This is a genomic window from Microvirga sp. KLBC 81, from assembly GCF_003075415.1.
GTDB lineage: Bacteria > Pseudomonadota > Alphaproteobacteria > Rhizobiales > Beijerinckiaceae > Microvirga.
In genome coordinates this window covers 1-23,552 of the sequence record NZ_QDAH01000059.1, presented here as the reverse complement: position 1 = coordinate 23,552, position 23,552 = coordinate 1, and the positions used below count along the sequence as shown (strand labels likewise).

Genomic DNA, 23,552 nt, shown 5'->3' with positions numbered 1-23,552 from the left:
ATGACACAGAACAGCAAAACCGTTTCCGAAGCCGAGATCGCTGTCATCGGCGGCGGCTTGGTCGGATCGGCCACGGCCTACGGCCTCGCTCGGCGTGGCGCCCGCGTGCTCGTGCTTGACGAGGGTGACATCGCCTACCGCGCTTCCCGCGGAAACTTCGCTCTGGTGTGGGTCCAGTCCAAAGGGCTTGGTATGCCGGAGTATGCGGCCTGGACCAAAGCCTCGGCCGAACAGTGGAGCACGTTGGCGAAGTCCCTGCGGGATGAGACAGATATCGACGTGGCACATCGCCAACCGGGCGGTTTCATGCTGTGTCTCTCTGAGGCCGAGCTGGAGGCCCGCATCAACGCGATGCGCCGCCTGCACAATCAGCCCAGAATGGTGCAGTACCCGTACGAAATCTTGGACCACGACGAGACCAAACGGCGCCTGCCGGCCATTGGTCCCGATGTCGTCGGCTCGGTATTTTGTCCCCTGGACGGTCACGTCAACTCATTGCGTCTGTTTCGCGCTCTCCACGTGGCAATGGCGCGGTCTGGGGTCAGCTACCGCCCGAACTCGCACGTGGAATCCGTCAAGCCGGATCGCGATGGCTTCCTGATCGACGGCCCGTGGGGGCAGGTACGCGTCCAAAAGGTGGTGTTGGCGGCCGGTCTCGGCAATGCGCGGCTCGGACCCATGGTCGGGCTCCACGCCCCAGTACGGCCGAGCAAGGGGCAGGTCATCGTGACCGAGAAGGCCGCGCCTTTCCTGCATCACCCCGTCGTGACGGTGCGGCAGACCGACGAGGGCGGCGTCATGATTGGCGATAGCCAGGAGGATCTCGGCTTCGATACCGTTGTCACACCGCCCGTCATCTCCCTCATGGCGCAACGTGCCGTGCGCATGTTTCCGCTGCTCGCTGGACTCAACGTAGTGCGAACGTGGTCGGCACTTAGAGTCATGAGTCCCGATGGCTTTCCTATTTACGACCAGTCCCAGAACTATCCCGGTGCCTTTGTCGTGACCTGCCATTCCGGTGTGACGCTGGCGGCCAACCATGCTCTCACTCTCGCCCACCATATCCTCGAGGGAACGCTACCTGCATCCCTCGAAGCATTCAGCTCCCGGAGGTTCCATGTTTCGTCGGCTGCCTGACCTTGGCGGCGAGACCGTCACCTTTACAATCGATGGCCGCCCAGCCAAGGCACGGCTGGGCGATACGGTGGCGGCGGCTCTGCTCGCATCCGGCATACAAAGCTGCCGGACTACGCCTGTCTCGGGAGCGCCACGCGCGCCCTATTGCATGATGGGAGTGTGCTTTGAGTGCCTTGTCACGATCAATGGTATCGGCAACCGGCAAGGCTGCCTGATCCCCGTGGCTGAAGGCATGGTGGTCGAAACCCAGAAGGGTGCTCGTTCGATCGCGTCGGAATTGCCGGCCAAGGGAGGCGCAGCATGAAAGCAATCAAAGATGTTGCCACTTTGTCCGAGTGCTACGATCTTCTCATCATCGGAGCCGGGCCTGCCGGTTTGGCTGCGGCCGCGACGGGCGCCGAGCTGGGGCTCTCAGCCGTGCTCGTCGATGAGAATCCAGCGCCCGGCGGCCAGATCTATCGCGGCATCACTACAACTCCGGTGACGGCAAAAGAGACCCTCGGTGCCGATTACTGGCGCGGAACGGATCTCGTGCGTTCGTTGGAAGCCAGTAAAGCCTCGTATGCGCCCGGAGCAACAGTGTGGAGCGTTGGTCCGGCGCCCGACGGCCCGGATGCGACCGGCGGTATGGAGGTAGGCGTCTCCATGAACGGAGCCGCGCGTTTGATTCAGGCGCGGCAGGTAATCGCGGCAACAGGCGCGCTGGAGCGTCCGTTTCCCATTCCTGGCTGGACCTTGCCAGGAGTGATGACCGCAGGAGGCGCTCAGATTGCTTTGAAGACGTCAGGTCTTATCCCGGACGGGAACGTCGTGGTGGCCGGATCCGGGCCGCTCCTGTACCTCCTGACCGCACAGTTGCGGGCGGCTGGCGCAAAGATATCCGTAATGCTCGACACGACCCCGCTCGAAAACTGGGGGCGCGCGATCCGACACGCATCGGACTTCCTGCGTTCGCCCTATCTGAGCAAGGGGCTCAAGCTTCTCCTGGGAGCGCATCGAGGCATGCGCATCGTGCGCGGCGTCAAAGCGATCTCGGCCCATGGCGACAACCAGGTTACGAGCGTGCGCTTCCGCCATGGATCAAAGGAGGAAGAGCTTCCGTGTGACGTCCTGCTGCTGCATCAGGGTGTGGTTCCCAATATCAACCTCGCGAATGCAGTCGGTTGCGCTCTCGACTGGGACGAGGACCAACTCACGTGGGTGCCACAGACCGATGACTGGTATGAGACATCTGTGAAGGGATTCGCAATCGCTGGTGATGGCGCAGGAATTGCTGGCGCCGAGAGTGCTGCGCTGCGCGGACGTCTCGCCGCGCTTGGTGCCGGGCATCGCCTCGGACGCCTCTCGGCTCAAGAACGCGACCAGACGGCTGCCCCGGTCCGGGCTGAGCTGATACGAGCCAGCCGAGGACGGCGCTTCCTTGACGTGCTCTACCAGCCGGCCAAGGCATTCCGTGTCCCAACCGCAGATGACACGATTGTTTGTCGGTGCGAAGAGGTGACGGCCGGGAAGCTGCGTGAAACTGTGGCCTTGGGCGTGAGCGGCCCTAATCAGATGAAGTCGTTTCTCCGCTGCGGAATGGGACCGTGCCAAGGACGGCTTTGTGGGCTGACGGTGACCGAGTTGATCGCCGACGCGCGGGGTGTCTCGCCCGGCGAGGTCGGCGGCTATCGGCTTCGCCCGCCAATCAAGCCGATTACCCTGGGCGAATTGGCTGCGCTGCCGAAAACACCAGCCGCCATCAAGGCGGTCGAGCGGTGAGCGGTGTGTTCGGGGGAGAGTCTCCTGATGTAATCGTTATTGGGGCGGGCATCCACGGATGCTCGACGGCCCTGCATTGTGCTAAGCGCGGGCTTAAGGTCTTCGTTATCGAGAAGGACCACGCAGGGCGTCATTCCTCCGGTGTGAATGCCGGAGGCGTACGTCAGTTGGCGCGGCACGTAGCCGAAATTCCGCTCTCGACCTATTCCATGGGGCTATGGCACCGCATCGCGGATCTCGTTGATGACGATTGCGGCTTCACCTCGGACGGACAGGTCCTCGTGGCCGAGAGTGCGGCGGAGTATGACGGCTTCCGGGCCCGTGTGACCCAACTGAACAGTCTTGGCTTCTCGCATGAGGAGTTAATCGACGCGAAAGAGCTTCGCAGTCTGGTCCCAGCCGTTTCGGAAACTTGTCCCGGAGGGATCGTCTCCCGTCGCGACGGCGCGGCGATTCCGTTCAAGACGACACAGGCGTTCCGACGCAAGGCCGAGTCCTTGGGAGTGCGCTTCTGTGAAGGCGTTCGTGTGACGGGGATCCAGGCTGACGGATCCGCCTGGATGGTGAATACGGATGCTGGAACTATCCGTGCCCCCAACGTCGTCAACGCGGCCGGAGCATGGGCCGACCGCATTGCGGCCTGCCTTGGTGAGCCCGTGCCACTCGAGGTCATCGCGCCGATGCTGATGATCACCGCAAGAGTGGAGCACTTCATCAAACCGGTGGTCATTCTACGAAGCCGCAAGTTATCGTTCAAGCAGTTCGCGAATGGCACAGTCCTGATCGGCGGCGGTCATCTCGGGCGAGCCATGCGAGACCAGAACATCACCATTCTGGACTGGGCAAAGCTCGCCGAGAACGCCAAAACTGTCTGGGATCTGTTTCCGATTATGCGCGGAGCCGCGATCGTGCGTGCCTGGGCGGGAATTGAAGCCCGCATGCCAGATGACCTTCCGGTCTTCGGGAAGAGCCGCATTCACCAAGGCATCTTTCACCAGTTTGGCTTCTCGGCTCACGGCTTTCAGCTGGGGCCAGGAGCTGGCGCAGTGATGGCCGAACTCATTGCCGCCGGCAACACGAATACGCCAATCGATGGCCTAGGCATCGAGCGCTTCGCTACCTGATTTTCTTTCAACCCAAGAGAGGACAACATGACAATCAAGAGAAATATCCGTACGCCGATCATGCATCGTGCCGTCGAGGCAAATGGCTTCGTCTATATCGGCGGTACAATCGCTGACGACACAAGTGTTTCGATGGGTGAGCAGACCCGCAACATCCTGGACAAGATCGCCGGATACCTGAAGGAAGCCGGCAGCGATCCGACGAAGGTCGTGTCTGCATCGATCTTTGTTACTGACCTGTCGAAGAAGAAGGAGATGGACGCGGTCTGGACCGAGTTCTTCGGCGACGATCTGCCGGCGCGCGCCACCGTCGGCGTTGCCGATCTGGGGGGCGGCGCCCTGATCGAGGTAGTCGTCACCGCTATCAAAGGCTGAGCAGGTCTTGGGTTCTCCGTGACTGCCCCGCACAAGCTTCCCGCAGTCGGAACTGCCGCCCCAAACCCAATTGCGCGGACCTGACACTCCCAGCCGTCACAGCTCGGTCCATAATCCGTCGGTACCGGAAACCATGATCGGTAGACGCTCGGCCTTCTATGCCGCCGAGCGTCTACGTTGCGGCTTCCTTCGCAAGGGACCCTCGCCAAGCGAAGGACGGGGATCAACTGGCGGTGCAGAAATGGGGGGCAAGTTGTGAGCCAAGCTGAGCATACATCAGTAGAAAGCCACTCGGACACATCTTGGTGGCTCGATGAGGCATGGCGGAGTGAATGCAATGCTCCGCATTCGCCTCCGCGTCGGCGAGAGGCATCGTGACGTCGTCATTGTCGGCGGCGGCTTTACTGGACTTTGGACTGCGTTAGAGCATCGTGCGGAAAAGTGGATCCGGTTTTCCGCCTGAACGATGCTCTCATTGAAGGAGAAAGCATCGGATGGGTCCCAAAAGTGCAAATCCACTTTTCACGTCCGAGGCTGTAGCCCTCGTCATTGCGTTCGACATCTCCTACTCGATGGATCAGGATGAGCAAGAACTCCAGAATGAAGGCTACGCCGAGGCGTTCCACTCACCGCTCGCTCCGGATGCCCTTCGCAAGGGCATCCTGCGCAGTATTGCCATCAAGTACATGGAATAGTTGGGATTGCGGACCAGCGGGTGGTGACTCCCTAGAAAGTGCTCGACAATACCAAGACCATCATGTCATTTGCCAACAGGATCGCGGGCATTCGTCTGGAGCACGGGCAATTGACTTCTGTGTGCGGCACCATCTATGCGGCCATGGATCGGTTCGACGGCACTGGCTTCGAGGCTGCCCAAAAAGTCTGCAGAGCGAGCGCGCCTCAAGGTCGGCTCTAGAGCTGTTTCCTTTGGCATGGAAACGGCTCTCTTGTTTGCTGGGCCGCATTTTTTGACGGTGAACCGGAGCCACTTCACCGAAAAATACTCTAGGTCAGACTCTGAAATTCCCCTACGTTTCATGAACGTCCGATATTCCCCTCGTGAGAAGACCTTCAGTCTACTTCGGCTCCGTGCCATGAACGGACGTTTGGTCCTTGTCCAGCGTCCGGTTTAGGCAGGGCCATCGATCGGACACAGATGGTCGACGAGCAGAAGCATTACTGCCGATGGGTAGGGGTAGGAGGTAAGGGGGAATCCACGTGCACGCGCTGGTGCCCTGCTAGAGTAGCCGCGTCCTCTTTGGCAAGCGCCTCTGCCTGGTGATGGTGTCCGAGTATTTCATAGCCAAAAACTGTGACGGCCGGCGCGAACATGAGGATGACAAGGCAAATCGCCATGTCGACGCCGGCAAACGCCGCAATGACGGCGAGCGCAACGACACCGGCTGTACCGATCAACAACCAGACGTGAAAGGGGTCAAAACGGCCGACGAGGTAGGTGTAGAGCACATAGATCGATCCAAGAAAGACACCGACAGGAATGGCGACGCCAAGCACCGTCGCGAGCGCACCGATATGGGCCTTGTGCTCAATGAAATAGGCTGCAACATGCAGCCCGGCGCCGGTTGCGACGATGGCGGCAACGATCACCATCTGGCCGTAGCCCCAGACGAAGGCCCGATTGCGGTGGGCATGGAGGATCTGCGCGGACGGCAGTATGTAATAAACCCACCACATCCCGAACGTGAGCCCGATGCCGGCGACGCACACCAATACCGCGTCCACGCTCCAGCCCTGCTCCTCGACCACGGCCGACAAGGTCGCAAGCGTGCCCACGACCCCCTCGCCGAGCGCAATGATAGCGAACAGGCCGTGGCGCTCGGCAATATGATGGGCGTGCCAGGGCGTTCCCCCGTCCCAGTGCTCGGCAATGACGGGGCCCGTCAGCTCGACCAGCGCGAGGATACAGACGAAGATAAAGGTCACGCCGAGCGAGAAATCGACAAAGATCAGCACCGTCCAGCCGAGCTGGGCGATCGAGATGGCGACGGCATAGGTCAGGCAAGCGCGGTGCCGAGCAGGATCCTGCCTGGCCGCGCGCAGCCATTGGAACACCATGGCGACGCGCATGATCACATAGCCGAGCACCATGATCGAATTGTCCAAGTGTTCGCCATGCTCGATGGAGGCGAACATGGCCGGCAGGCCGAGGGCCAGGACCAGCACGCCGATCATCTGCACCATGGTGACGAGGCGGAAAATCCAGTCATCGGTATCGTAGGCCGAGGAAAACCAGGAGAAATTGACCCAGGCCCAGCAGATGGCGAAGCTCGCAAACCCGAAGCCGATCAGGGCAGCGGCGTAGTGGCCTTCCGCCAGCGCATGGGCGAACCGGGAAGCCGCGAGCCCGAAGCTGACGACAAACGTCAGGTCGAACAGCAATTCGAGCGGGGTCGCGACGCGGTGAGCCTCATGTGGATCGCGTCCGCTCATTCGCCGGGTGTGATGGTGAAGTGTTTCGGAACCGGCTGGCGTCGCGCTCATGTACGGTCTTTCGTTGGTGATCGTAGGGACAAGCGTGCCTGCGAAAGCGCAGGCATCCAAGGGCCAAGGAATCCAATGTTCAGCACCCAAGATACTAGAATAGAACTAGCTGTTCGGCCACGAGAACGACGGCAGACAGCTCTGTCGCCTGCCCGTCCCGTTTACCTCCCAAAGCCCAACTCGGCAGCGATGCACACGCCTTGGTCATGGCGCCCTGCAGGACGGCCCCCGATATTGGACATCCTTTCGAGGTGAGCTATGCCAGAGCATAGCCTTACCTTTCCCTGACAAAGGGATGGAAATGTTCTCGCCAAGGCGAGAATTGGGGCTCACCTGTGGCCTCATCTTGAGCTGCGGGATCCAGCAATCTTGGGTAAATTCCAAGGCGATCTCGTCGGCGAGATCAGATAGCGGTTGCACTCGGGGAAGTTCTCCGGCTCTTGAAGGCTAATCGAAAGATACGGATGATAGATGAGTGATGTGGCGGCCCTCATCCTCGCTGCCGGGCGAGGCACACGTTTTCGTTCCGGGCTGAAACTGCTGACCCCGTTGAATGGCAGGCCTCTGGTGCGCCATGTCGTCGAGGCCGCGATCACTTCTTCGGCCGAGCCCGTAATTGTGGTGACAGGCCATAGAGCCGGCGAGATAGAAGCGTCGTTGAAAGGGCTTCCGATCCGTAGCGTTCGGAACGCCACTTTCACGGAAGGACTTTCGACATCGCTCAAGGCAGGGTTCGCTGCACTGCCGCCCCAAGCTAAGGCAGCTATCGTTCTCCTCGGAGACATGCCGCTGATCAAGGCCAGCCTGATCGACACTCTTGTGCATAGTTGGCGCGCGATGGGCGAACCAGCGGCGCTGGTCCCGACCGTCAACGGGCGGCGCGGCAACCCCGTCGTACTCTCGCGGCATCTCGAAAGCCTGGTCGAAGGGCTTTCGGGAGATACCGGCGCGGGGCCGGTCCTTCGCGGACGACCCGATGTGATGGAGTGCCAGGTCGATGACCCGGCCATTCTCCAGGACGTCGACACAAACGATGACCTCGGCAGGATTTCCCGCAAGCCTTTGACGTGAAAAAGAGGGTTGAGGCGTCCTCCTGCAGCGCCTGCTAGAGCATCGGACGTGAAAAGTGGACTTGCACTTTTGGGAACAATCCGATGCTCCCTTCTCTAGAGAGCGCATCGTTGAAGCGTAAAACCGGGTCCACTTTTCGCTGACGCGGCCCTTCGGGTCCGCACGATGCGCTAGGTCATGGCCGTCACCTTCCGATAGCCGTCAACCACCTGTGCCAACGCCGAGAGCGCCAGTGTGGCGGGATCGCGCGCCGACGGGATCAGGCCGAGCGGCGCGATAATGCGCGTCAACGCTTCTTCCGGCAAACCGCGCTCACGCAGTGTCGCGAGCCGCTTCGCGTGAGTTCTTCGGCTACCCATCGCGCCGATGAAGAACCAGGGCTGGGTCAGCGCCTGTTCCAGAAGCAAAGGCTCCCACGCATGGTCGTGGAACAGGAACACGATGGCGCCCCACGGATCCGCGACAAGGTCCGGCACCGGACCCGGGATGGTGAGGGTTTTCGCATGAACGCCAAGCGTTTTGGCAAGCGTTTTGGCAAGCGTTACGACCCGTTCGTCGGGCGAGAACAGCCTCATTTCGGTGCCGAGGGTCAGACCCAGCCGAAGCATCGCGAGACTCTCTGCTCCGTGACCGACAACAACGAGTCCCAGCGGGGGCGCATACCATGAGATGAACGTCTCTCCCCGCCAGCCAGGCTGGTGACGGGTCGAACCTGAGAGGATGTGCAAGCCGCCTGATGGACTCTGAGCGAGGGTCAGCGGTTGCCGCCCTGCAAGGCACGTAACCGCCTGGCGGATAACGTCCGGATCAGGACTGGGTTGGAACAGCAGATCCACTCCGCCACCGCATGGGAGTCTGATGTCAATGTAAGGGGAGCCGGCGCCGTAGCGCACCTGCCGGGGCCGTCCGTCCCGGATCGCCTCCTGGGCCTCGGCCACGACGGCTGCCTCGATGCAGCCGCCCGAGAACGAGCCGGAGAAGCGGCCGTTCTCGGCTACACCCATGAGTGTGCCAAGTGATCGAGACGACGATCCTGTCAGACCGGTGATTGTCACCAAGGCAACGTGCTGACCGCGCTGCCCGGCTTCCATGACGAACCGCAGGACATCGAGCGGGGTCGCGGCGTCGGAGGCCGCAAACGTTCCGGGGAACCTGTCGGGCAGGTCATCAACCTGAATGGCAGGAGCGCATTGAAGCATCGTTCGTCCCAATCCCATGATCAGGCCGGATGTATATCCCGGATCCTCCGACAAACCGTCGCCCCCTCCCGCCTCAAGCGGTCAGGACGTCCTCAATGCGGATGGGCAGGTCGCGCACACGAATGCCTGTTGCATGATAGATCGCGTTGGCAATCGCGGGGGCCATCCCGACGAGGGCGATCTCGCCCAGACCCTTGACGCCGAGTTCATTGACGTGCGGGTCATGCTCGTCGACGAAGTGCGCCTCGAGGTGGCCGATATCGAGGTTCACCGGCATGAGGTAATCGGCCATGTGAGCATTGACGGGCCGTCCGTCGCGCGCATCGAGGGCGGTCCGCTCCATCAGGGCCATCCCGATGCCGCCGATCATGCCACCGGTGCACTGGCTCGACGCCAAGCGCGGATTGACGATGCGGCCTGCCCCGTAGACACCAACAGCCCGACGCACCTGGATCGTGCCGACGTCCGGATCGATCGCGACCTCCGCGAACACGGCCCCGAACGAATGCATGGAATACCGGCCGGCGGCCTCGGGATCGCGCTGGTTGGAGGCATGGGCCCCAACCGGCTGACCGCTGCTCGCCAGGATGTCGCGATACGATTGTCCGGGAGAGGAATCCCCAAGCCGGCGCAGGCTGCCGCCGATCCACTCGATACCATCCAGGGACGCGCCGAAGACCGGAGAGCGCTGGTCTGCGACCGCGCGCTTGATCACCTCGTCCCGCGCGGCAAGGCAGGCGGCTTGGACCGCCGAGCCGACAGAGGCCATCGTCATTGAGCCGCCATGCGGCGGAGCGGGTGGGAAATCCGACCGCCCGATACTGATGCGGACTTGGTCGACCGGCACGCCGAGCGTCTCGGCCGCGACCTGCGTCATCGACGTGTAGGTGCCCGGTCCCATGTCACTTGCTGCAACCTCGACCGCAGCGGTGCCGTCGGCGTGCAGCCGGACGCGCGCGCTCGTGGGGAGATACCACACCGGATAGGTGGCTGAGGCGACACCCATGCCAGCCAGCAGCCGGCCATCGCGCATCGAACGCGGTGCCGGAGTGCGCCGGGCCCAGCCGAAGCGCTCGGCACCGAGGTCGTAGCATTGCATCAGGGAGCGGCTGGAGAAGGGCTTGTTCTCGCCCTCGTCCATGGTCGGCTCGTTGCGGCGGCGCAGCTCGATCGGGTCGATGCCCAGCGCGTAGGAGAGTTCGTCGATCGCAGATTCGAGAGCGAAGATCCCGCTCGCCTCACCCGGACCACGCATGTGGTTGGGAGTGCCGGTATCGAGCGGCGTCAGTCGATAGCTGGTGCGCACGTTGGGACACGAGTACATGTAGCTCGTGGCGGAGAGCAGCGCCTCGGTGAACTGCTCGTAGCGGCTCGTCTCGCCGGTGCCCTCGTGGATGATGCCCGTGATCTTGCCGTCACGGGTCGCGCCGAGGGCGACGCGTTGCAGGGTGCGCGGGCGGTGGCCGGTCGTGAAGAACATCTGCTTGCGGGTCAGGACAAGTTTGACGGGGCGCCCGACCTGACGTGCCGCCATGGCCGCGAGCGTCACGTGCGGCCATGTTCTGAGAGATGTTCCAAACGCTCCGCCGATGAAGGGGCAGATCACCTGCACGTTCTGGGCCGGCATACCGAAGATCGCCGCGATCTCGGCCTGCTCGTTCACGACGAATTGGCTCTTGCTCCACAAGGTCAGCCTGTCGCCATCCCACGCGGCGACAACCGCGTGCGGCTCCATCGGGTTGTGGTTCTCGCGTGCCATGTCATAGGTCGCATCGACCTTCACGGGAGCATCCGCCAGTGCCCTATCGGCATCCCCGCGCGATGCGTCGGCATGCGCCCCTGATCCGGACGGTTCAACCGTTTGTGCATTGGGGTCGTTTGGGTCGACAATTGGCCGCTCGGCCGCATACGTGACGCGCAGCGCATTGGCGGCGCGCTCCGCATGGTCGAGCGTGTCGGCCACGACAACCGCGACGGGCTGACCGTAGAACCGGACCTGGTCGTCCTGGAGGACATGGAGCCGCTCCCCGACGGCCGGATCGATGAGGCTCTTGTGAGGAGCATAGGCCAAACGCGGAGCGTTGAGATGAGTGATGACCTCGACAACCCCGGGCATGGCCCGGACCGGTGCCTCGTCCAATGCCGTCACCCGGCCGAGACCGGTCGTTGCGCCGACGATCACCGCATGGAGCTGAGCATGCTGGTTGAAGTCGGCCGCATAGCGGGCAGCGCCTGTGACCTTCGCGCGCCCGTCAACACGGGTGAGAGGTCTTCCGATCACGTTCGTGGTCATGCGACTTCCCCTGCCATCTCGAGAGCCCGGACGATGGTCCGCGGCAGCAGTTCGACCTTGTAGTGATTGTGCGACAGCGGCCGGGTTCCCTCGAGGGAGAGTTGGGCCGCCACTTCGAAGGCATTGCGGTCTGTGGCCTTGCCTCTCAGCGCCTCCTCCACCGCGCGCATGCGCCAGGGACGGGTGCCGACGCCGCCGACGGCAACACGCGCCTGCCGGATGGTCCCACCTGCCATCTCCAGCGCCACGGCCGCTGAGACGAGCGCGAACTCGTAGGAGGCACGGTCGCGGACCTTGAGATAGCGTGCCTGCCGCGCATAGGGGCCGCCTGGCACCCGTACCTCGATGATCAACTCGCCGGGGCGCAGGGTGTGCTCGAGATGGGGCGTATTGCCCGGCAACCGGAAGAGCTCCTCGACCGGGAAGGTGCGCTCCCCGTCTGGTCCCCTCACCCGCATCGTGGCATCCAGTGCGACCAGCGCGACGGCAACGTCGGAAGGGTGGGTGGCGACGCAGTGATCGCTCGTCCCGAGTATGGCGTGCCCTGCGTTGAGGCCATTGATCGCCGAGCAGCCCGATCCCGGATCGCGCTTGTTGCAGGCCGCGTCCAGCATCCGGAAATACGGGCAGCGCACCCGCTGCAACAGGTTGCCGCCGATCGAGGCCATGTTGCGTAGTTGCGGCGAGGCGCCCTCGATCAGGGACTCGGCGATCAAGGGGTGCAGACGCTTCGTCTCTGGATGGGCGGCGACATCGCTCATGCGAGCGAGGGCACCGATAACGAGATCCGACCCGTCCGCGCGGATGTCGGCTAAAGGAAGCGCATTGATGTCGACCAGACGCTCGGGCCGCTCGACCTCCTCGCGCATGAGGTCAATGAGCGTGGTCCCGCCGGCGATGTAGCGCGCTCCCGAAACGGCGGCTCGGACCGCGTCCTGTTCCGTCCCGACCTTCTCGATGGTGAACGGGATCATCGTCAGGTCCTCCCCGCCACGTCCACGACCGCCGCGATGATTCCGGGATAGGCGCCGCAGCGGCAGATGTTGCCGCTCATCCAGAACTGGATCTCCTCAGGCGTGGCGGCGTGTCCCTCGGCGATGCAGGCAACACCCGACATGATTTCGCCGGGAGTACAGTAGCCGCACTGGAAGCCGTCATGCTCGATGAAGGCGGCCTGGAGCGGATGGAGTTCATCACCCCGGGCCAGGCCTTCGATCGTGGTGATCTCGGCGCCATCGTGCATGACGGCCAGCGTTAGGCACGAGGTGATGCGCCTTCCGTTGACGAGCACGGTGCAGGCACCACACGCACCCTGATTGCAGCCTTTCTTCGTGCCTGTAAGGTCGAGGGTCTCGCGCAGCACGTCGAGCAGCGACTGCCGGGGGTCGAGTTCGAGTTGCTGTTCCTTGCCGTTGACGACCAGTCGGACGCGTGCCGTCGTCGTGTTGGGCGGTGTCTCCGACGGTGCAGGTTGCGCGGCTGCACTGGAGGTGGCTGCAAGGGAAGCCGCTCTGCCCGCCATGAGCAGAACCGAACGGCGGGATGGTCCACTTTGCTCGTCGGGACCGGCCCTCAGGTTTGGACGTGGGTCGGCATGCTCTGAAGTGGTCATGCGGCCTCCTTCGCGAGACGCAGGTTTGCCAGGGTCGCGTTACACGGTCATGGGGACTGGGACAGATACTGGGGGACAGATACCGGGAGACGGGACGTAGGATTTTCTATGGCAGGCTGGTTCGCAAGTGCTGTGAGTGCCGTGTTTTGTACGAAAGTGCCATAATCTTGCTGCGAAGCTAAAGCTATGTTCCGTCTCCAACCTCATTCCCGGGGGCATTCCGGTGGCCGAGGAATTCGGGCAGGGCCTAGACAAGTTCGTGGGGCTTGATCAGCCACCCACGCTTATCGCGTGCGCCCTGCCATTGGCAGAGCTCATGGCCACACGGGTTCGCTGGAGTGATGCCGGATCCGGTAATCCAAGTCGGTTTGACCGCAACAATGGCTACCTAGTGTGCTTGCAGCGGCGCGATCTGCCTGCGGGCCCGTACTGGGTCGATGGCCGGCCGATGCCTCGGATGCCGCTCAATCGCGGACAGTTCCTGCTGCTCGATCTCAACGAGGAGCACTCGTCCCTGACCTATGGGACCGTTGACTGCATCTCCATCTATGCTTCGCGCGAGGCCCTGGACCGGTTCCAGGAGGAGCATGCCTTGCGGCCTGTCGGACGGCTTCGGGCTGCTAGAGGTGTGGCCTTCGATGATTATGTCATCAGGAACCTCGGGGAAAGCCTGCTGCCCGCATTCGAGCGGCCCGATACCGCGAACCAGCTCTTCGTCGACCATGTTGCCTTGGCGCTTCTCTCGCACCTCACCGCATTCTATGGAGAGCAGCCTACTGCCCTGCGGCCGATCCGCGGAGGGCTCGCTCCATGGCAGGAGCGCCGGACGAAGGACATGCTGCTGGCTCACATCGACGGGAAGGTCGGCCTTGTCGAGCTCGCGCGGGAATGCGGCCTCTCCCGCAGCCACTTCGCGCGAGCCTTTCGAATGACGACGGGGATGCCGCCTCATAAGTGGCTTCTGGCGCGGCGCATTGAGCTGGCACAGGATCTGCTTCGGAATTCGAAGCTCTCCCTTCAGGAGATCGCAATCCGCTGCGGCTTCACCGACCAGAGTCACTTCACCAAAGTGTTTGCCAGAATGATGCACATGCCCCCGGGAGAGTGGCGGCGGTCGCGCCCATAGTGTCGGAATGGCGCTATTTCGGAACCGCCTCTCCCCCCAGCGGGGACGCCGACAAACATGACGGTGTTGACGACTGTCGTTCTCATTCAATCCATCGTCGCAAGAGTCGGCAGACGGCGTAGTTGCGCCTTGGCGTTCGTCTTCCCCTTCCGAGCCCTGAAGTCTTACGGCGTTCGAATCCCCTTGTCCGACGTGTTAGGAAAGAGTCTTCCGGCCGTTCAATGCGGCCAGGCAGGGATCCCAATCGGGCTTGCCCCCGAAGCGTTCCACGAGTGCATCAACCAAGACCCGCACTTTGGCCGGAACATAGGAACCCGGCGGTCGAACGACATAAATGCCATATTCAGGCGTTTGATAATCGAGCAAGAGAGGCTCGAGGGCACCGCTCGCAATGGCATCGGAGACCAGGAACGACGGTGTCTCCGCGATCCCGAGGCCTGCAATGGCCCATTGGAGAATGGCCTCCCCACTGTCCGACTTCATCCGTCCCTCGGGCCGAACCGAGATCCGCCGTTTGCCTGATTGGAAATGCCAATCTGAATCGAGACGACCCGTGTAGATCAGGCACTCGTGCGCCGAGAGATCTTGCGGATCACTCGGCCGTCCATGGCGAGCTAGGTAGCCTGGGCTTGCCACCAGCACTGCATGAACCGGTGCGATCCGGCGAGCCACGAGACTCGAGTCCTTGAGAGAGCCGATACGAATGGCAGCGTCGAGCCGCTCGCCGACGACATCCACGACGCGATCGCTGTAACTCACGTCAAACTCGAGTTCAGGGTGGCGCTTCGCCAAGTCGGCCAATACCGGCACCACGTGGCGCACGCCAAAAGATAGCGGTGCCGACAAGCGGAGACGGCCGCGTACGGAGTCACCCTGCTGCACGGCGATTTCGCGAGCCTCTTCGAGCTCGGCGAGGATCCGCTCACTCCGCTGCTTGAACTCGATGCCGGCTTCCGTTGGGCTGATGCCGCGCGTGGTTCGTGTCAGAAGGCGTGTTCCGAGATCGGCCTCCAGCCGCGCAATCCGTCGGCTGATGATCGACTTGGAAATGCCGAGGCGAGCCGCAGCGCGATTGAAGCCACCATTCTCGACAACCTCGACGAAGCTTCTCAGATCCTCCAGATCAATCACGGCAGTGTTCCTCTTCAGGCAACAGCATGGTTCCGAATATGCGCCTTCTGCGGCAACAGATGAATCACTACGTCGGACGTATCTCAACCATCAAGAACCGTGAAGGGATTGTCATATGTCCACAGCTCTCGTGATCACCAGCAGTGCGCTTGGCGAAGCCTCCATCTCCAGCCAGCTTGTCAAGGAGACCGTCGCCCGCCTGCAATCCCATGATCCCGACGTCCGGATCATCGCCCGGGATCTCGGCCGCAGCCCCATTCCGCATCTGAACATCGACTCCGCCACAGCTCTTCGCGGAACCGAGCCGAGCAACGAGGCCCAAGCCGCGGCCCGATCTCTGTCGGACGAGCTAATTGCTGAACTCAGGGCCGCCGACACGCTCGTGATCGGAGCACCCATGTACAACTTTGGCATGCCGTCGACCCTGAAAGCGTGGTTTGACTACGTGCTGCGGGCTGGCATCACGTTCCGCTACAGCGAGAGCGGCCCCGAGGGATTGCTCAGAGGCAAGCGTGCGCTTGTCATCGAGAGCCGCGGTGGCCTCTACAGCGAGGGGCCAGCCCAATCGATGGACTCACAGGAGCCTCATCTTCGCAACCTACTCGGCTTCATGGGCATCGCCGACGTGACCTTCATCCGGGCGGAGAAGCTCGCCTTCGGGCCAGAGGCCCGCGAGCAGGCCATCGATGCCGTGCGTCTGCAGATTGGGGAGAGGATCCGTGACGCATGCCGCAAGGCGGCCTAGACCATGCTAGAGCATCGGACCCAAAAGTGGATTCCACTTTTGGGGTTCGATCCGATGCTCCTTTCTATACAAAGCGCATCGTTAGGAGCGGAAAACCGGGTCCACTTTTCCGCACGATGCGCTAGGCACCAGAGAAAGATCATAGCCATGTAACAAACACTCTGGGATGCCGACTGCGGCCGGCACCCGGAGCATGATATCGACGCCCGGTACCTGAATTGATCATTCCGATCGATACTCATATGCTGCTTGAGTGCGAAAGGTCCGCTCATTGCCCAGCAGCAGACGTTTCGATCCATCGTCTTGGTGCTCTTGGCTGCGCGAGCGGAGTGAATCGCGGTATGCGGCAAGGGGGCCTCAGGCTTGTGACGACTTCGATGTCCCTAACCCATGCTCGGCACTCGAGGTGGGCCCAAGACCAGCGTCTGGCTACCTATGGACTACCTGGAGAGAAACAGCTCAAAGGGCATGTGCCGGTAAGTCATTGAGAAAGTTGGTGAGCGCGCTGGGACTCGAACCCAGGCCCCTCTGATGAAAAGTCAGACGTTTGAGCCCCGCCGGTTATTCAGTGCTCCGGCAGCACAAGGACCTTGGGGCTCGTCGGCAGGGTTGCGCGGGACAGTCTGATCGCAGCTGTTTTGCTGAACTCGATCGGAAAGTGCTCCCTGGCCGACGTGAGAAACCGGTTGAGGGTCGGCGGGCCGAAGAAGTGCATCGGGACCATGAGAGGTGCATTGATCGAGCGCAGCACCTCCATCATGTCGAAAGTTTCGAGCGTATACCCTCCATCCACCGGCACCAGCAGGACATCAATGCGCCCGAGCCTCTTCAGGTGCTCGGGTGACAGCGTGTGATGGAGATGGCCTAGATGAGCGATGCACAGGTGAGCGGTCTCGAACACGAAGATGGAGTTGCCATCATATTCTGTCGCTCCGCCATAGCTTCGGATGTTGGTGGATATGTTTCGAATGCGCACATCCCGCACAGTCAGATCGTGGACGGCAGGGCCTCCGGCTGGATTCCAGCCCCTGAGCACATGCTTGATGGCTGGATCAGGCCTGTAGCTGAAGTGGGTGGAATGCGCCTTGTTCATCGTCGCCACGTCAGGTGTGACGGGTGGGCGAGTGCCGTCACTGTAATCGGTGGCGATCCGCACTCCTTGGGGCGTCTCGATCAGGAAGGTGGCATGTCCGAGGAAGGTCAGGCCAGCTTCGTCCTGGCCCAGGGCAGCCCTGGAGATCAGGGCCTCTCTCGAGGCGATCAACCCTGGGCAGCCCTCTTGTTCAGTCGCGGCGGCAGGTAAGGACAGACACAATCCAATGAACGCAGCCGCATGGAGACTCGGCGTCAACTTCCTCATGAGCGCCTCCCCTGTCCAGGCTTGAAGGGCTTAAGTCCTTTTTTCTTCACGAACAGGATCCCGCGCCGATGGAGCGTTCGGATGCATCAGGGATTGCCGGAGGACAGAGAGCCAATCAGCAATCTGTCCCGGTTCAACACTCTGCCTGGTGCGAGCGCTCGCCAGCCGTTGCTCTTCGAGCTTCTGTTGATGGTCGGTCCATTCGTTTACCGCATTCGTGACACGCCCGAAGTAAGCCGCCGGCGCGCCTGCACCGGCAAGGGCCTGTCCCATTTCGCCGCGACGCCGGCCCATCCAGATCCCGAGCACCCGCTGCTCGCTCCAGCCGACAAACCAGGCATCGGCATTGCCGGTTGACGTTCCGGTTTTCCCATAAGCTGCCCAGCGCTTCAACCGTGCCGCACGTCCGGTCCCATTCTGAACCACCTCACGGAGAACGGCCTGTGTCGGCTCGACACACTTTTTCGGGATGACCCTCTTCCGCATGGTCGTAAGAAAGTCCGCACGGACCTGGCCCCGTCCGTCAATCACGGCCAGCACTCCGGATGGATTGACCCGGTAGCCGCCACTGGCCACGGACGCGTAAGCTGCTGTCATTGTCATGACGTTGCTGGAGTAGGAGCCGAGGACAAAACCCGCGTCAGCGACAGGGCCCGGATCAATCCCTATGCGCCGGCCGACCTCAGCGACCGTGTCAGTCCCGATCTCCTGCGCCAGCTGAACCGCCGCGGCATTGCGCGATGAGGCAATCGCCTCCTTCAACGTCGTCCGGCCCCGGTAGCCCAGGTCGCCATTCGAAGGCCAGGTTCCTTTCACGGGCTGGTCGACGACCCTGCTCTCAGGGGTCTTGCCGCTCTCGCAGGCAGCAATCAACAGGGGCAACTTCGCCGTCGAGCCGGCTTGCACATTGCTTTTCACGGCATTGTTGAACTGGCGTTGAGACCAGTTCACGGAGCCGACCATGGCTTGCACGCGCCCATTCGAGGCCATCATTACGGCGCTGGCGTCATATGCGGGCGGGACAGCCCCCTCCTTGACGAGCCTGCCGAGGTGTTGCTCCGCGAGGTGCTGAAACCGAGGGTTAAGGGTGACAAAGAACCGGATCGTCTCCCCCGGCCGCACGTACTTGTCCCCCCAGGTCTCCACCACCCATTCGGCAAAGGCCTGCGGCTGGATCTTGAACTCCGGCATCATGCCAGGGCGAATTCCTTCCTTCTCGGCGTGGCGGCGCTCCTTGCCGGTGATCAGGCCCTGCTCCGCCATGAGCCTCAGGACGAGCAGCGCTCGTTCCCGCGCCTGGTCGCGGGTCTTTTCCCGAAGCGGGTTAAGGCGGGCGGGGGCCTTGACCATGCCGGCGAGCAGAGCCGCCTCGTACAGTGTCAGGTCCCTGGGTTCTTTGCGGAAGTAGTGCCGGCTTGCCCGGTACAGACCTACGATATCGCGCCCGCCGAACTCGATCTGGTTGAGGTAGGCGGCCAGGAGCTCCTCTTTCCCAACTGCCCCATCAAAGAGGCCGGCGTACCAAACTTCTGCCCCTTTGCGCTCGAGGCGACTGAGCACATCACTCCCTCGTAGATCGTGGAAAACCAGGTTCTTGAGGAGCTGCATCGGGATCGTGCTGCCACCGCGGGTGACGCCTCCTTTGAGCACCGAGAGCAGTGACACGATATCAACGCCACCATGGTCGAAGTAGCGCTTGTCCTCGACGGCCACGATGGCCTTCTTCATCGCATCGGGGATCTCTGATGGTGAGAGAACCACTGGGCAGCGGCAGTAGGCGTCCCATCCGGATTTGGTGCGGGTGACCATCACCTGCGGGGAAGCAACGAGGAGGCGGAGGGATCTGGGCTGGAGATCCCAGAAGTGCACTGGATCGGCAGCTCGTGCGGTGGAAACGTGTGCTCCGAAAGTCAGCAGCAGAGCAGTGACGACAGCCAAGACACGGGTCATTTGAGGCCCTATGACGCGCCAAACGATTCGGCGCGAAGGCCTCCAACAAACATCAAGACTATGGCTGAAACCGGTATGAGGTTACGGTCAAGCTTGCAGGCGGCATCAGCTCGGAGAGGTTTGTCACCGTGCCGCGTCCGCCTCAGCACGACAGGACCGGTCCACATGTGCGAGATCTCACAGCCTTTCCGCTGATGCCGCGAAGCTGTCGCGAGAATGATCTGGCCTATGGCAGTTGATGGGGCGCTCTAAAGCATCGAGCATACGAGATGGACTGCATATCGAACAGCTTGCTGCACGCCCCGGAGGGAAGCGCACTGCTCCTGTGGCTTAAGTCTGGATTTGAGGCACATCCAGAGGATGTTGTTATCCTGTCAATCGACGCTCACAAGCGTCTTGATCTAAGAGACGCTGTCGTTGGTACATCGAGATCCTGCATCCCCGGGTCGGAGCCTGGACGGTGCGTGTCGAGCCCGTAGACATCATTGCGAAATTGAACTGTGCCATCCGACGTCGCATAGCCTGTGAGATAAACCCACGCAATCGGAACAGGCCTGGCCAGGCGAATATCCTGGCGCGCGCCGGATGCAATCGCTGTTTGAAGGTTGATCTGATCCCATGCTCCGTCCGGCCCATTCGTGCCACGCAGGAGCCACTCCGCGAAACCCCCGATATCTGCGACACGGACGCAACCGGATGAATAGAAGCGGGCGTCTTGGGCAAACAGGCGCTTAGACGGTGTGTCGTGCAGGTACACTGCGTCCCTGTTCGGCATATCGATCCGGATCTGGCCGAGCGAGTTGGTTGTGCCGGGATCCTGCCGCAGAGTGTAGTTGACCGCGCTGTTGGTGGTCCAGTCGAGCGCTTGTGGATCAACCTCCTGTCCCTTGGCATCCAGAATGCGGATCTTCATTTTCGCCAAGTAGGCCGGGTCCTTCCGGACCTGCGGGATAATATCCTTCTTGATAAGAGAAACCGGAACCGTCCATGTCGGGTTGAGATTGACGGTTGTGATGCGCGTTTCCACTTCCGGGGATGGGCGATCCGCCTTGCCCACAACGGCGACATAGCGGCGCGCGACTTGCCCGCTTTCGACCGCCTCGACGGTGGCTGAGGGAATGTTCACGACGACGTAGCGCTCTCCGAAGGCGAAGCGCGAGTCGATTAACCGCTTGATCGAGGCGACAAGCTGCCGGTGCCGTTGCTCAGCAGAAACATTCAGAGCCTCTAAGGTCTTGGTGCGAACCGATCCTGACTCAAAAAGTCCATGGCGAGCCTGGAAGCGTTTTACAGCTCTCGCGACGTCGGCGTCAAACGTACTGCCGGTGATCTGCTCTGCGGGCAGATCGCCTTCTCGTGCAAGCCGCTGGCGTAATGTGACGACAAATGGCCCCTTGTCCCCGACCTTCAGCACGGTGCCCGCCGGCAAGGTTGGCCAACCCCCCTCCTCCGCAATGCGCTTGTAGGTCGCGGCGGCTCGCATTGTGTTCACGAACGTGCCAGCGTCCAAGGTTGGGCGGGGGTCCTGCGAGACAGTTATTGCAGAGGGTATTGCAGAGGCGCTTGTCGAGGTGCCCTTCGTCTGCCCTGATGTCGTGGCGGCAGCGGGAACAGATGGCTGAGGCGAGCTACCCTGCGCCACCCTTGTCGATAGCAACGATGTAGACACCACGTCACGAGCGCCAGCCTTACCGGACGGGAGAGGTGCGGCCAAAGCCGGACCGAGAGAAGCAAAGGAAAGAAAGGCAAAGCCAATCTTGCAGGACAAGCGCATCATGCCACCGTTCATCCGAACAGTATGAGGGAGCATGATTTACAAATTGCTATGCGAGATCGCCGAGCGTGTTTTGCGAGGCTGCTCCGACCGTAAGAAAGCGAGCGGCACTGTTATCGTCGACGAATGCCCGTCCTGCGCCAACCGCGCCTCTGAGATCAGCATGTGGGCGAGCGAGCAGGGAGGAACTGGCGGCACTCGTCGACGCCATGTGCAAGGGCTATCTCCCGGATGATCAGCGTGAGTTGCTGATCGAGGGTCTCAGGGCGTTCGTCCGCTTTGCGGAGGCACGACATCGAACTTGATCAGGTAGATTATAGACATCGTACGATCCTCAGTCGGGAATTCTGTTGTCCTCAGGGGTGCTGCAAGGGTCCGCAAGGACTGGCGCGGCAAACCGTACGAGCCGATCCTCGCTGGAGGCTCAGGCGGCTGCCGGCACCTGGTCGAGGAAGCCGATCACACTTGCGAGACGGCCATTCTCGAGAGTGGCGAAGTCGGTGCCCTTGATCGGACCGTCGCTGCCTTCCGGGCCGAGCTGCCAGGAGAAGCGTACCTGGTTGCCGTAGACGTCGGGTCGGCCCAGGAGGGCAAAGCGGAAACCGGGGAATTGCCCGTGCACGCCTGCGATTAGGGCATCGATCTGGTCATGGCCCCGCCCCTGCATGAGCGGGTCGACGTAAGTGCCGGTCTCGTTCCAGAGGTCTGCCATCAGAGCTTTGCGGCGTTGTGGATTGGCTTCATTCCAGAGGGCGATGTAGCGGTTGGCAATGGATGCAGCGTCGGTCATGGGAAGTCTCCTGATGGCTGGCCGGGTCCGTTCCAGCATGAGAACCATGGACGAGGCGCAACATGGCGTCGATTACGCCGGAGGTAATGGAATGGGATTGAGGCCTCCGAAGGAGGACGGGTCTCACTGCGGCACGGGGTGGAAGCACGGTTCCGGACCGCGCCTCGATGGCTTACGCTCAACGCCTCTCGCAGAAGCAGGTGTCTGCCAGCCGCAAGTCTCCTGATGAGCCACCGGGGACGCCTCTGGCTTGGTGGTCTTTGCGGCCGAATACCGCACTAAACGCTATCTTCGTCACGAGAGATAGTGCCAGCCAGCTTAGCTTCATCCTCGATCGCTTCGTCAATCGACTTGATAGCGTCCTGGATCTCCGTGAACTCCACAGCTCTGTCGGGAATGAAGGCAGCTGTGTTGATGATGATCTCGGCCATCTCGCGTCGGTGCGCGACCAGCCGCTCTCGTGCTTTCCGAAGCTGCTGAACGTAACGGTGCGTCATGGGACCAATCCGCTTCGAACAAAGGTCAAGGCGCGCCAGAATATCATGTTTGCCTTGATAGGATCGATCCCATCAGCCGGATTGCGCGAGGGGTCCGGGCACCAGTGTTGTGCAGATAGCTACGTGCAAGGGAATGGGGCCGCGCGAGAACTTCCCTGGCCAGGAACGCCACCCGTCTCTTGGCGCTTTCCTCTAGGCGCCTGCTCAGGCGCCGGAGCGAAGGAGGAACAAATGTCGATCGTGAAAATGGTGGAGCTGTCAGCCCAGTCGCCGGACAGTTGGGAGGAGGCCACGCGTCAGGCGGTAGAGCGGGCCGCACGCACACTGCGCAACATTCGCTCTGTCTGGGTCAAGGAGTTCGAGGCCGTTGTGGAGAACGAGCAGGTCACCCAGTTCAGGGTCATCCTGAAGATCGCATTCCAGCTCGAGGAAGACGTGAGCGCGAGGAGTACGGGAAGCGAGGAGATCCTAGGATTGGAATGATGTCCCTTGGGCTGGCTCTCGGGGCTGGAGATCGGCAGTTCTGCGAGGGCTACCCTTAACCTAACCTGACCAGGCAAGCCTGCCTCTCCTCGGAGGCTGCTCCGTGATCAGGTCCATGGCTAGGCCCGGCGGGCGTCATCTTGTCTGTCGGGCCCTGGCCCGAGATTGAAAGTAAAAGGCTCGGCCACGCAGTGTGTCAGCCTGCCGATATCATGGCGACGAGCCGGTGGAAGTCATTTGAGTCATGCTGCAGTCCCTCCGCATCCGTGAGGCGTACGTCTCCCATGCACTTCTATGATAAACCCCGGGCTTTCTCCGACGCGCGAGCAAACCCAACACGCGGGCAGGCTCCTCCCCCGAGACGTTTTGACGGCGGCCCCAAGTATCAACACGTCTCTGGATCGATAACTGGGCTCATGTTCCTGTTCCAGATCGCAGTGAGTGGGGGCTCGCTCGCACCCGGTCATCGGGTTCCCGAAGGACGATACGGGCCGACACCTCTGATGGCCTCCGTGGCTCATCAAGGCCTTCGGAGCCCACAAAGCAAAGGCCCGGGTTTCCCCGGGCCTTGTCTGTCGCGGCTGCGACGGCTCTTAGTAGGTGCCGAACTTGAAGTTCAGCT

General features: G+C 61.8%; 21 protein-coding genes. 10 read left to right on the top strand and 11 right to left on the bottom strand.

Features of this window, described 5'->3' with window-relative positions:
- The 6 genes from DC522_RS24925 to DC522_RS24900 all read left to right on the top strand — a co-directional run bounded on the left by DC522_RS24925 (position 1) and on the right by DC522_RS24900 (position 5,092).
- Entirely contained in the window at positions 1–1,137 is a 1,137-nt protein-coding gene (locus tag DC522_RS24925) for an FAD-binding oxidoreductase (RefSeq protein WP_116531299.1), read from the top strand.
- Positions 1,118–1,441 carry a (2Fe-2S)-binding protein gene (locus DC522_RS24920; RefSeq protein ID WP_116531298.1) on the top strand — a complete coding sequence of 108 codons (324 nt, stop codon included), beginning with the start codon at positions 1,118–1,120 and terminating at the stop codon, positions 1,439–1,441. The genes DC522_RS24925 and DC522_RS24920 overlap by 20 nt, the downstream gene beginning before the upstream one ends.
- Positions 1,438–2,898, top strand: a complete 1,461-nt coding sequence (locus tag DC522_RS24915; protein ID WP_116531297.1) for an NAD(P)/FAD-dependent oxidoreductase — start codon at positions 1,438–1,440, stop codon at positions 2,896–2,898. Before DC522_RS24920 ends, DC522_RS24915 begins: the two co-directional genes overlap by 4 nt.
- A gap of 5 nt (positions 2,899–2,903) precedes the next feature.
- Positions 2,904–4,022 (top strand): FAD-binding oxidoreductase, encoded by a 1,119-nt coding sequence (locus DC522_RS24910; protein ID WP_116531304.1) that lies wholly within the window; start codon positions 2,904–2,906, stop codon positions 4,020–4,022.
- 27 nt (positions 4,023–4,049) lie between these two features.
- The gene (locus DC522_RS24905; RefSeq protein WP_116531296.1) at positions 4,050–4,397 is read left to right on the top strand and encodes a RidA family protein; all 348 of its coding nucleotides are present in this window, start codon (positions 4,050–4,052) and stop codon (positions 4,395–4,397) included.
- 494 nt (positions 4,398–4,891) lie between these two features.
- Positions 4,892–5,092 carry a DUF1194 domain-containing protein gene (locus DC522_RS24900; RefSeq protein ID WP_116531295.1) on the top strand — a complete coding sequence of 67 codons (201 nt, stop codon included), beginning with the start codon at positions 4,892–4,894 and terminating at the stop codon, positions 5,090–5,092.
- Between the two features lie 481 nt (positions 5,093–5,573).
- Here the strand turns inward: DC522_RS24900 and DC522_RS24890 are convergent, their stop codons facing one another.
- Positions 5,574–6,848, bottom strand: a complete 1,275-nt coding sequence (locus DC522_RS24890; RefSeq protein WP_256369908.1) for a low temperature requirement protein A — start codon at positions 6,846–6,848, stop codon at positions 5,574–5,576.
- 522 nt (positions 6,849–7,370) lie between these two features.
- Here DC522_RS24890 and DC522_RS24885 point away from each other — a divergent pair.
- Positions 7,371–7,970, top strand: a complete 600-nt coding sequence (locus tag DC522_RS24885; protein WP_116531292.1) for an NTP transferase domain-containing protein — start codon at positions 7,371–7,373, stop codon at positions 7,968–7,970.
- 170 nt (positions 7,971–8,140) lie between these two features.
- On the opposite strand, the gene DC522_RS24880 is transcribed toward DC522_RS24885, so the two are convergent.
- From DC522_RS24880 to DC522_RS24865, 4 genes are all read right to left on the bottom strand, one after another.
- Positions 8,141–9,169: an XdhC family protein gene (locus DC522_RS24880; protein ID WP_165820297.1), complete on the bottom strand. Its 1,029-nt coding sequence runs from the start codon at positions 9,167–9,169 to the stop codon at positions 8,141–8,143.
- Positions 9,170–9,242: 73 nt separating this feature from the next.
- A complete protein-coding gene (locus DC522_RS24875) occupies positions 9,243–11,462 on the bottom strand; it encodes a xanthine dehydrogenase family protein molybdopterin-binding subunit (protein ID WP_116531290.1) in 2,220 nt (739 codons plus the stop codon).
- Positions 11,459–12,436 (bottom strand): xanthine dehydrogenase family protein subunit M, encoded by a 978-nt coding sequence (locus tag DC522_RS24870; protein ID WP_116531289.1) that lies wholly within the window; start codon positions 12,434–12,436, stop codon positions 11,459–11,461. The genes DC522_RS24875 and DC522_RS24870 overlap by 4 nt, the downstream gene beginning before the upstream one ends.
- Before the next feature lie 2 nt (positions 12,437–12,438).
- Positions 12,439–12,984 (bottom strand): (2Fe-2S)-binding protein, encoded by a 546-nt coding sequence (locus DC522_RS24865; RefSeq protein ID WP_116531288.1) that lies wholly within the window; start codon positions 12,982–12,984, stop codon positions 12,439–12,441.
- 406 nt (positions 12,985–13,390) lie between these two features.
- Between DC522_RS24865 and DC522_RS24860 the strand changes: the two genes are divergently transcribed.
- Positions 13,391–14,200, top strand: a complete 810-nt coding sequence (locus DC522_RS24860) for an AraC family transcriptional regulator (RefSeq protein WP_245444493.1) — start codon at positions 13,391–13,393, stop codon at positions 14,198–14,200.
- A 195-nt stretch (positions 14,201–14,395) separates the two neighbouring features.
- Here DC522_RS24860 and DC522_RS24855 read toward each other — a convergent pair whose 3' ends face one another.
- Positions 14,396–15,331, bottom strand: coding sequence for a LysR family transcriptional regulator (locus DC522_RS24855; RefSeq protein WP_116531286.1), 936 nt, complete (start codon positions 15,329–15,331; stop codon positions 14,396–14,398).
- Positions 15,332–15,446: 115 nt separating this feature from the next.
- Between DC522_RS24855 and DC522_RS24850 the strand changes: the two genes are divergently transcribed.
- Entirely contained in the window at positions 15,447–16,076 is a 630-nt protein-coding gene (locus DC522_RS24850) for an FMN-dependent NADH-azoreductase (protein WP_116531285.1), read from the top strand.
- 565 nt (positions 16,077–16,641) lie between these two features.
- On the opposite strand, the gene DC522_RS24845 is transcribed toward DC522_RS24850, so the two are convergent.
- From DC522_RS24845 to DC522_RS24820, 5 genes are all read right to left on the bottom strand, one after another.
- Positions 16,642–17,436, bottom strand: a complete 795-nt coding sequence (locus DC522_RS24845; protein ID WP_116531284.1) for an MBL fold metallo-hydrolase — start codon at positions 17,434–17,436, stop codon at positions 16,642–16,644.
- Positions 17,437–17,466: 30 nt separating this feature from the next.
- On the bottom strand, positions 17,467–19,386 hold the full coding sequence (locus DC522_RS24840; protein WP_116531283.1) for a transglycosylase domain-containing protein: 1,920 nt from the start codon (positions 19,384–19,386) through the stop codon (positions 17,467–17,469).
- A gap of 385 nt (positions 19,387–19,771) precedes the next feature.
- Positions 19,772–20,869 carry a murein L,D-transpeptidase gene (locus tag DC522_RS24835; RefSeq protein ID WP_371680440.1) on the bottom strand — a complete coding sequence of 366 codons (1,098 nt, stop codon included), beginning with the start codon at positions 20,867–20,869 and terminating at the stop codon, positions 19,772–19,774.
- Positions 20,870–21,584: 715 nt separating this feature from the next.
- Positions 21,585–21,950, bottom strand: coding sequence for a nuclear transport factor 2 family protein (locus tag DC522_RS24825; protein ID WP_116531281.1), 366 nt, complete (start codon positions 21,948–21,950; stop codon positions 21,585–21,587).
- Positions 21,951–22,228: 278 nt separating this feature from the next.
- Positions 22,229–22,447, bottom strand: a complete 219-nt coding sequence (locus tag DC522_RS24820; RefSeq protein ID WP_116531280.1) for a hypothetical protein — start codon at positions 22,445–22,447, stop codon at positions 22,229–22,231.
- A gap of 231 nt (positions 22,448–22,678) precedes the next feature.
- Between DC522_RS24820 and DC522_RS24815 the strand changes: the two genes are divergently transcribed.
- Positions 22,679–22,930: a dodecin family protein gene (locus DC522_RS24815; protein ID WP_116531279.1), complete on the top strand. Its 252-nt coding sequence runs from the start codon at positions 22,679–22,681 to the stop codon at positions 22,928–22,930.
- Positions 22,931–23,552 lie beyond the last annotated feature (622 nt).

Coding starts and splice junctions, on each gene's coding strand:
- DC522_RS24900 (WP_116531295.1), top strand. CDS start 4,892: ATGGGTCCCAAAAGTGCAAATCCACTTTTCACGTCCGAGGCTGTAGCC.
- DC522_RS24915 (WP_116531297.1), top strand. CDS start 1,438: ATGAAAGCAATCAAAGATGTTGCCACTTTGTCCGAGTGCTACGATCTT.
- DC522_RS24850 (WP_116531285.1), top strand. CDS start 15,447: ATGTCCACAGCTCTCGTGATCACCAGCAGTGCGCTTGGCGAAGCCTCC.
- DC522_RS24925 (WP_116531299.1), top strand. CDS start 1: ATGACACAGAACAGCAAAACCGTTTCCGAAGCCGAGATCGCTGTCATC.
- DC522_RS24845 (WP_116531284.1), bottom strand. CDS start 17,436: ATGAGGAAGTTGACGCCGAGTCTCCATGCGGCTGCGTTCATTGGATTG.
- DC522_RS24815 (WP_116531279.1), top strand. CDS start 22,679: ATGTCGATCGTGAAAATGGTGGAGCTGTCAGCCCAGTCGCCGGACAGT.
- DC522_RS24865 (WP_116531288.1), bottom strand. CDS start 12,984: ATGGCGGGCAGAGCGGCTTCCCTTGCAGCCACCTCCAGTGCAGCCGCG.
- DC522_RS24840 (WP_116531283.1), bottom strand. CDS start 19,386: ATGACCCGTGTCTTGGCTGTCGTCACTGCTCTGCTGCTGACTTTCGGA.
- DC522_RS24880 (WP_165820297.1), bottom strand. CDS start 9,169: ATGCTTCAATGCGCTCCTGCCATTCAGGTTGATGACCTGCCCGACAGG.
- DC522_RS24905 (WP_116531296.1), top strand. CDS start 4,050: ATGACAATCAAGAGAAATATCCGTACGCCGATCATGCATCGTGCCGTC.
- DC522_RS24820 (WP_116531280.1), bottom strand. CDS start 22,447: ATGACGCACCGTTACGTTCAGCAGCTTCGGAAAGCACGAGAGCGGCTG.
- DC522_RS24860 (WP_245444493.1), top strand. CDS start 13,391: ATGGCCACACGGGTTCGCTGGAGTGATGCCGGATCCGGTAATCCAAGT.
- DC522_RS24885 (WP_116531292.1), top strand. CDS start 7,371: ATGAGTGATGTGGCGGCCCTCATCCTCGCTGCCGGGCGAGGCACACGT.
- DC522_RS24920 (WP_116531298.1), top strand. CDS start 1,118: ATGTTTCGTCGGCTGCCTGACCTTGGCGGCGAGACCGTCACCTTTACA.
- DC522_RS24825 (WP_116531281.1), bottom strand. CDS start 21,950: ATGACCGACGCTGCATCCATTGCCAACCGCTACATCGCCCTCTGGAAT.
- DC522_RS24870 (WP_116531289.1), bottom strand. CDS start 12,436: ATGATCCCGTTCACCATCGAGAAGGTCGGGACGGAACAGGACGCGGTC.
- DC522_RS24875 (WP_116531290.1), bottom strand. CDS start 11,462: ATGACCACGAACGTGATCGGAAGACCTCTCACCCGTGTTGACGGGCGC.
- DC522_RS24890 (WP_256369908.1), bottom strand. CDS start 6,848: ATGAGCGGACGCGATCCACATGAGGCTCACCGCGTCGCGACCCCGCTC.
- DC522_RS24835 (WP_371680440.1), bottom strand. CDS start 20,869: ATGCGAGCCGCCGCGACCTACAAGCGCATTGCGGAGGAGGGGGGTTGG.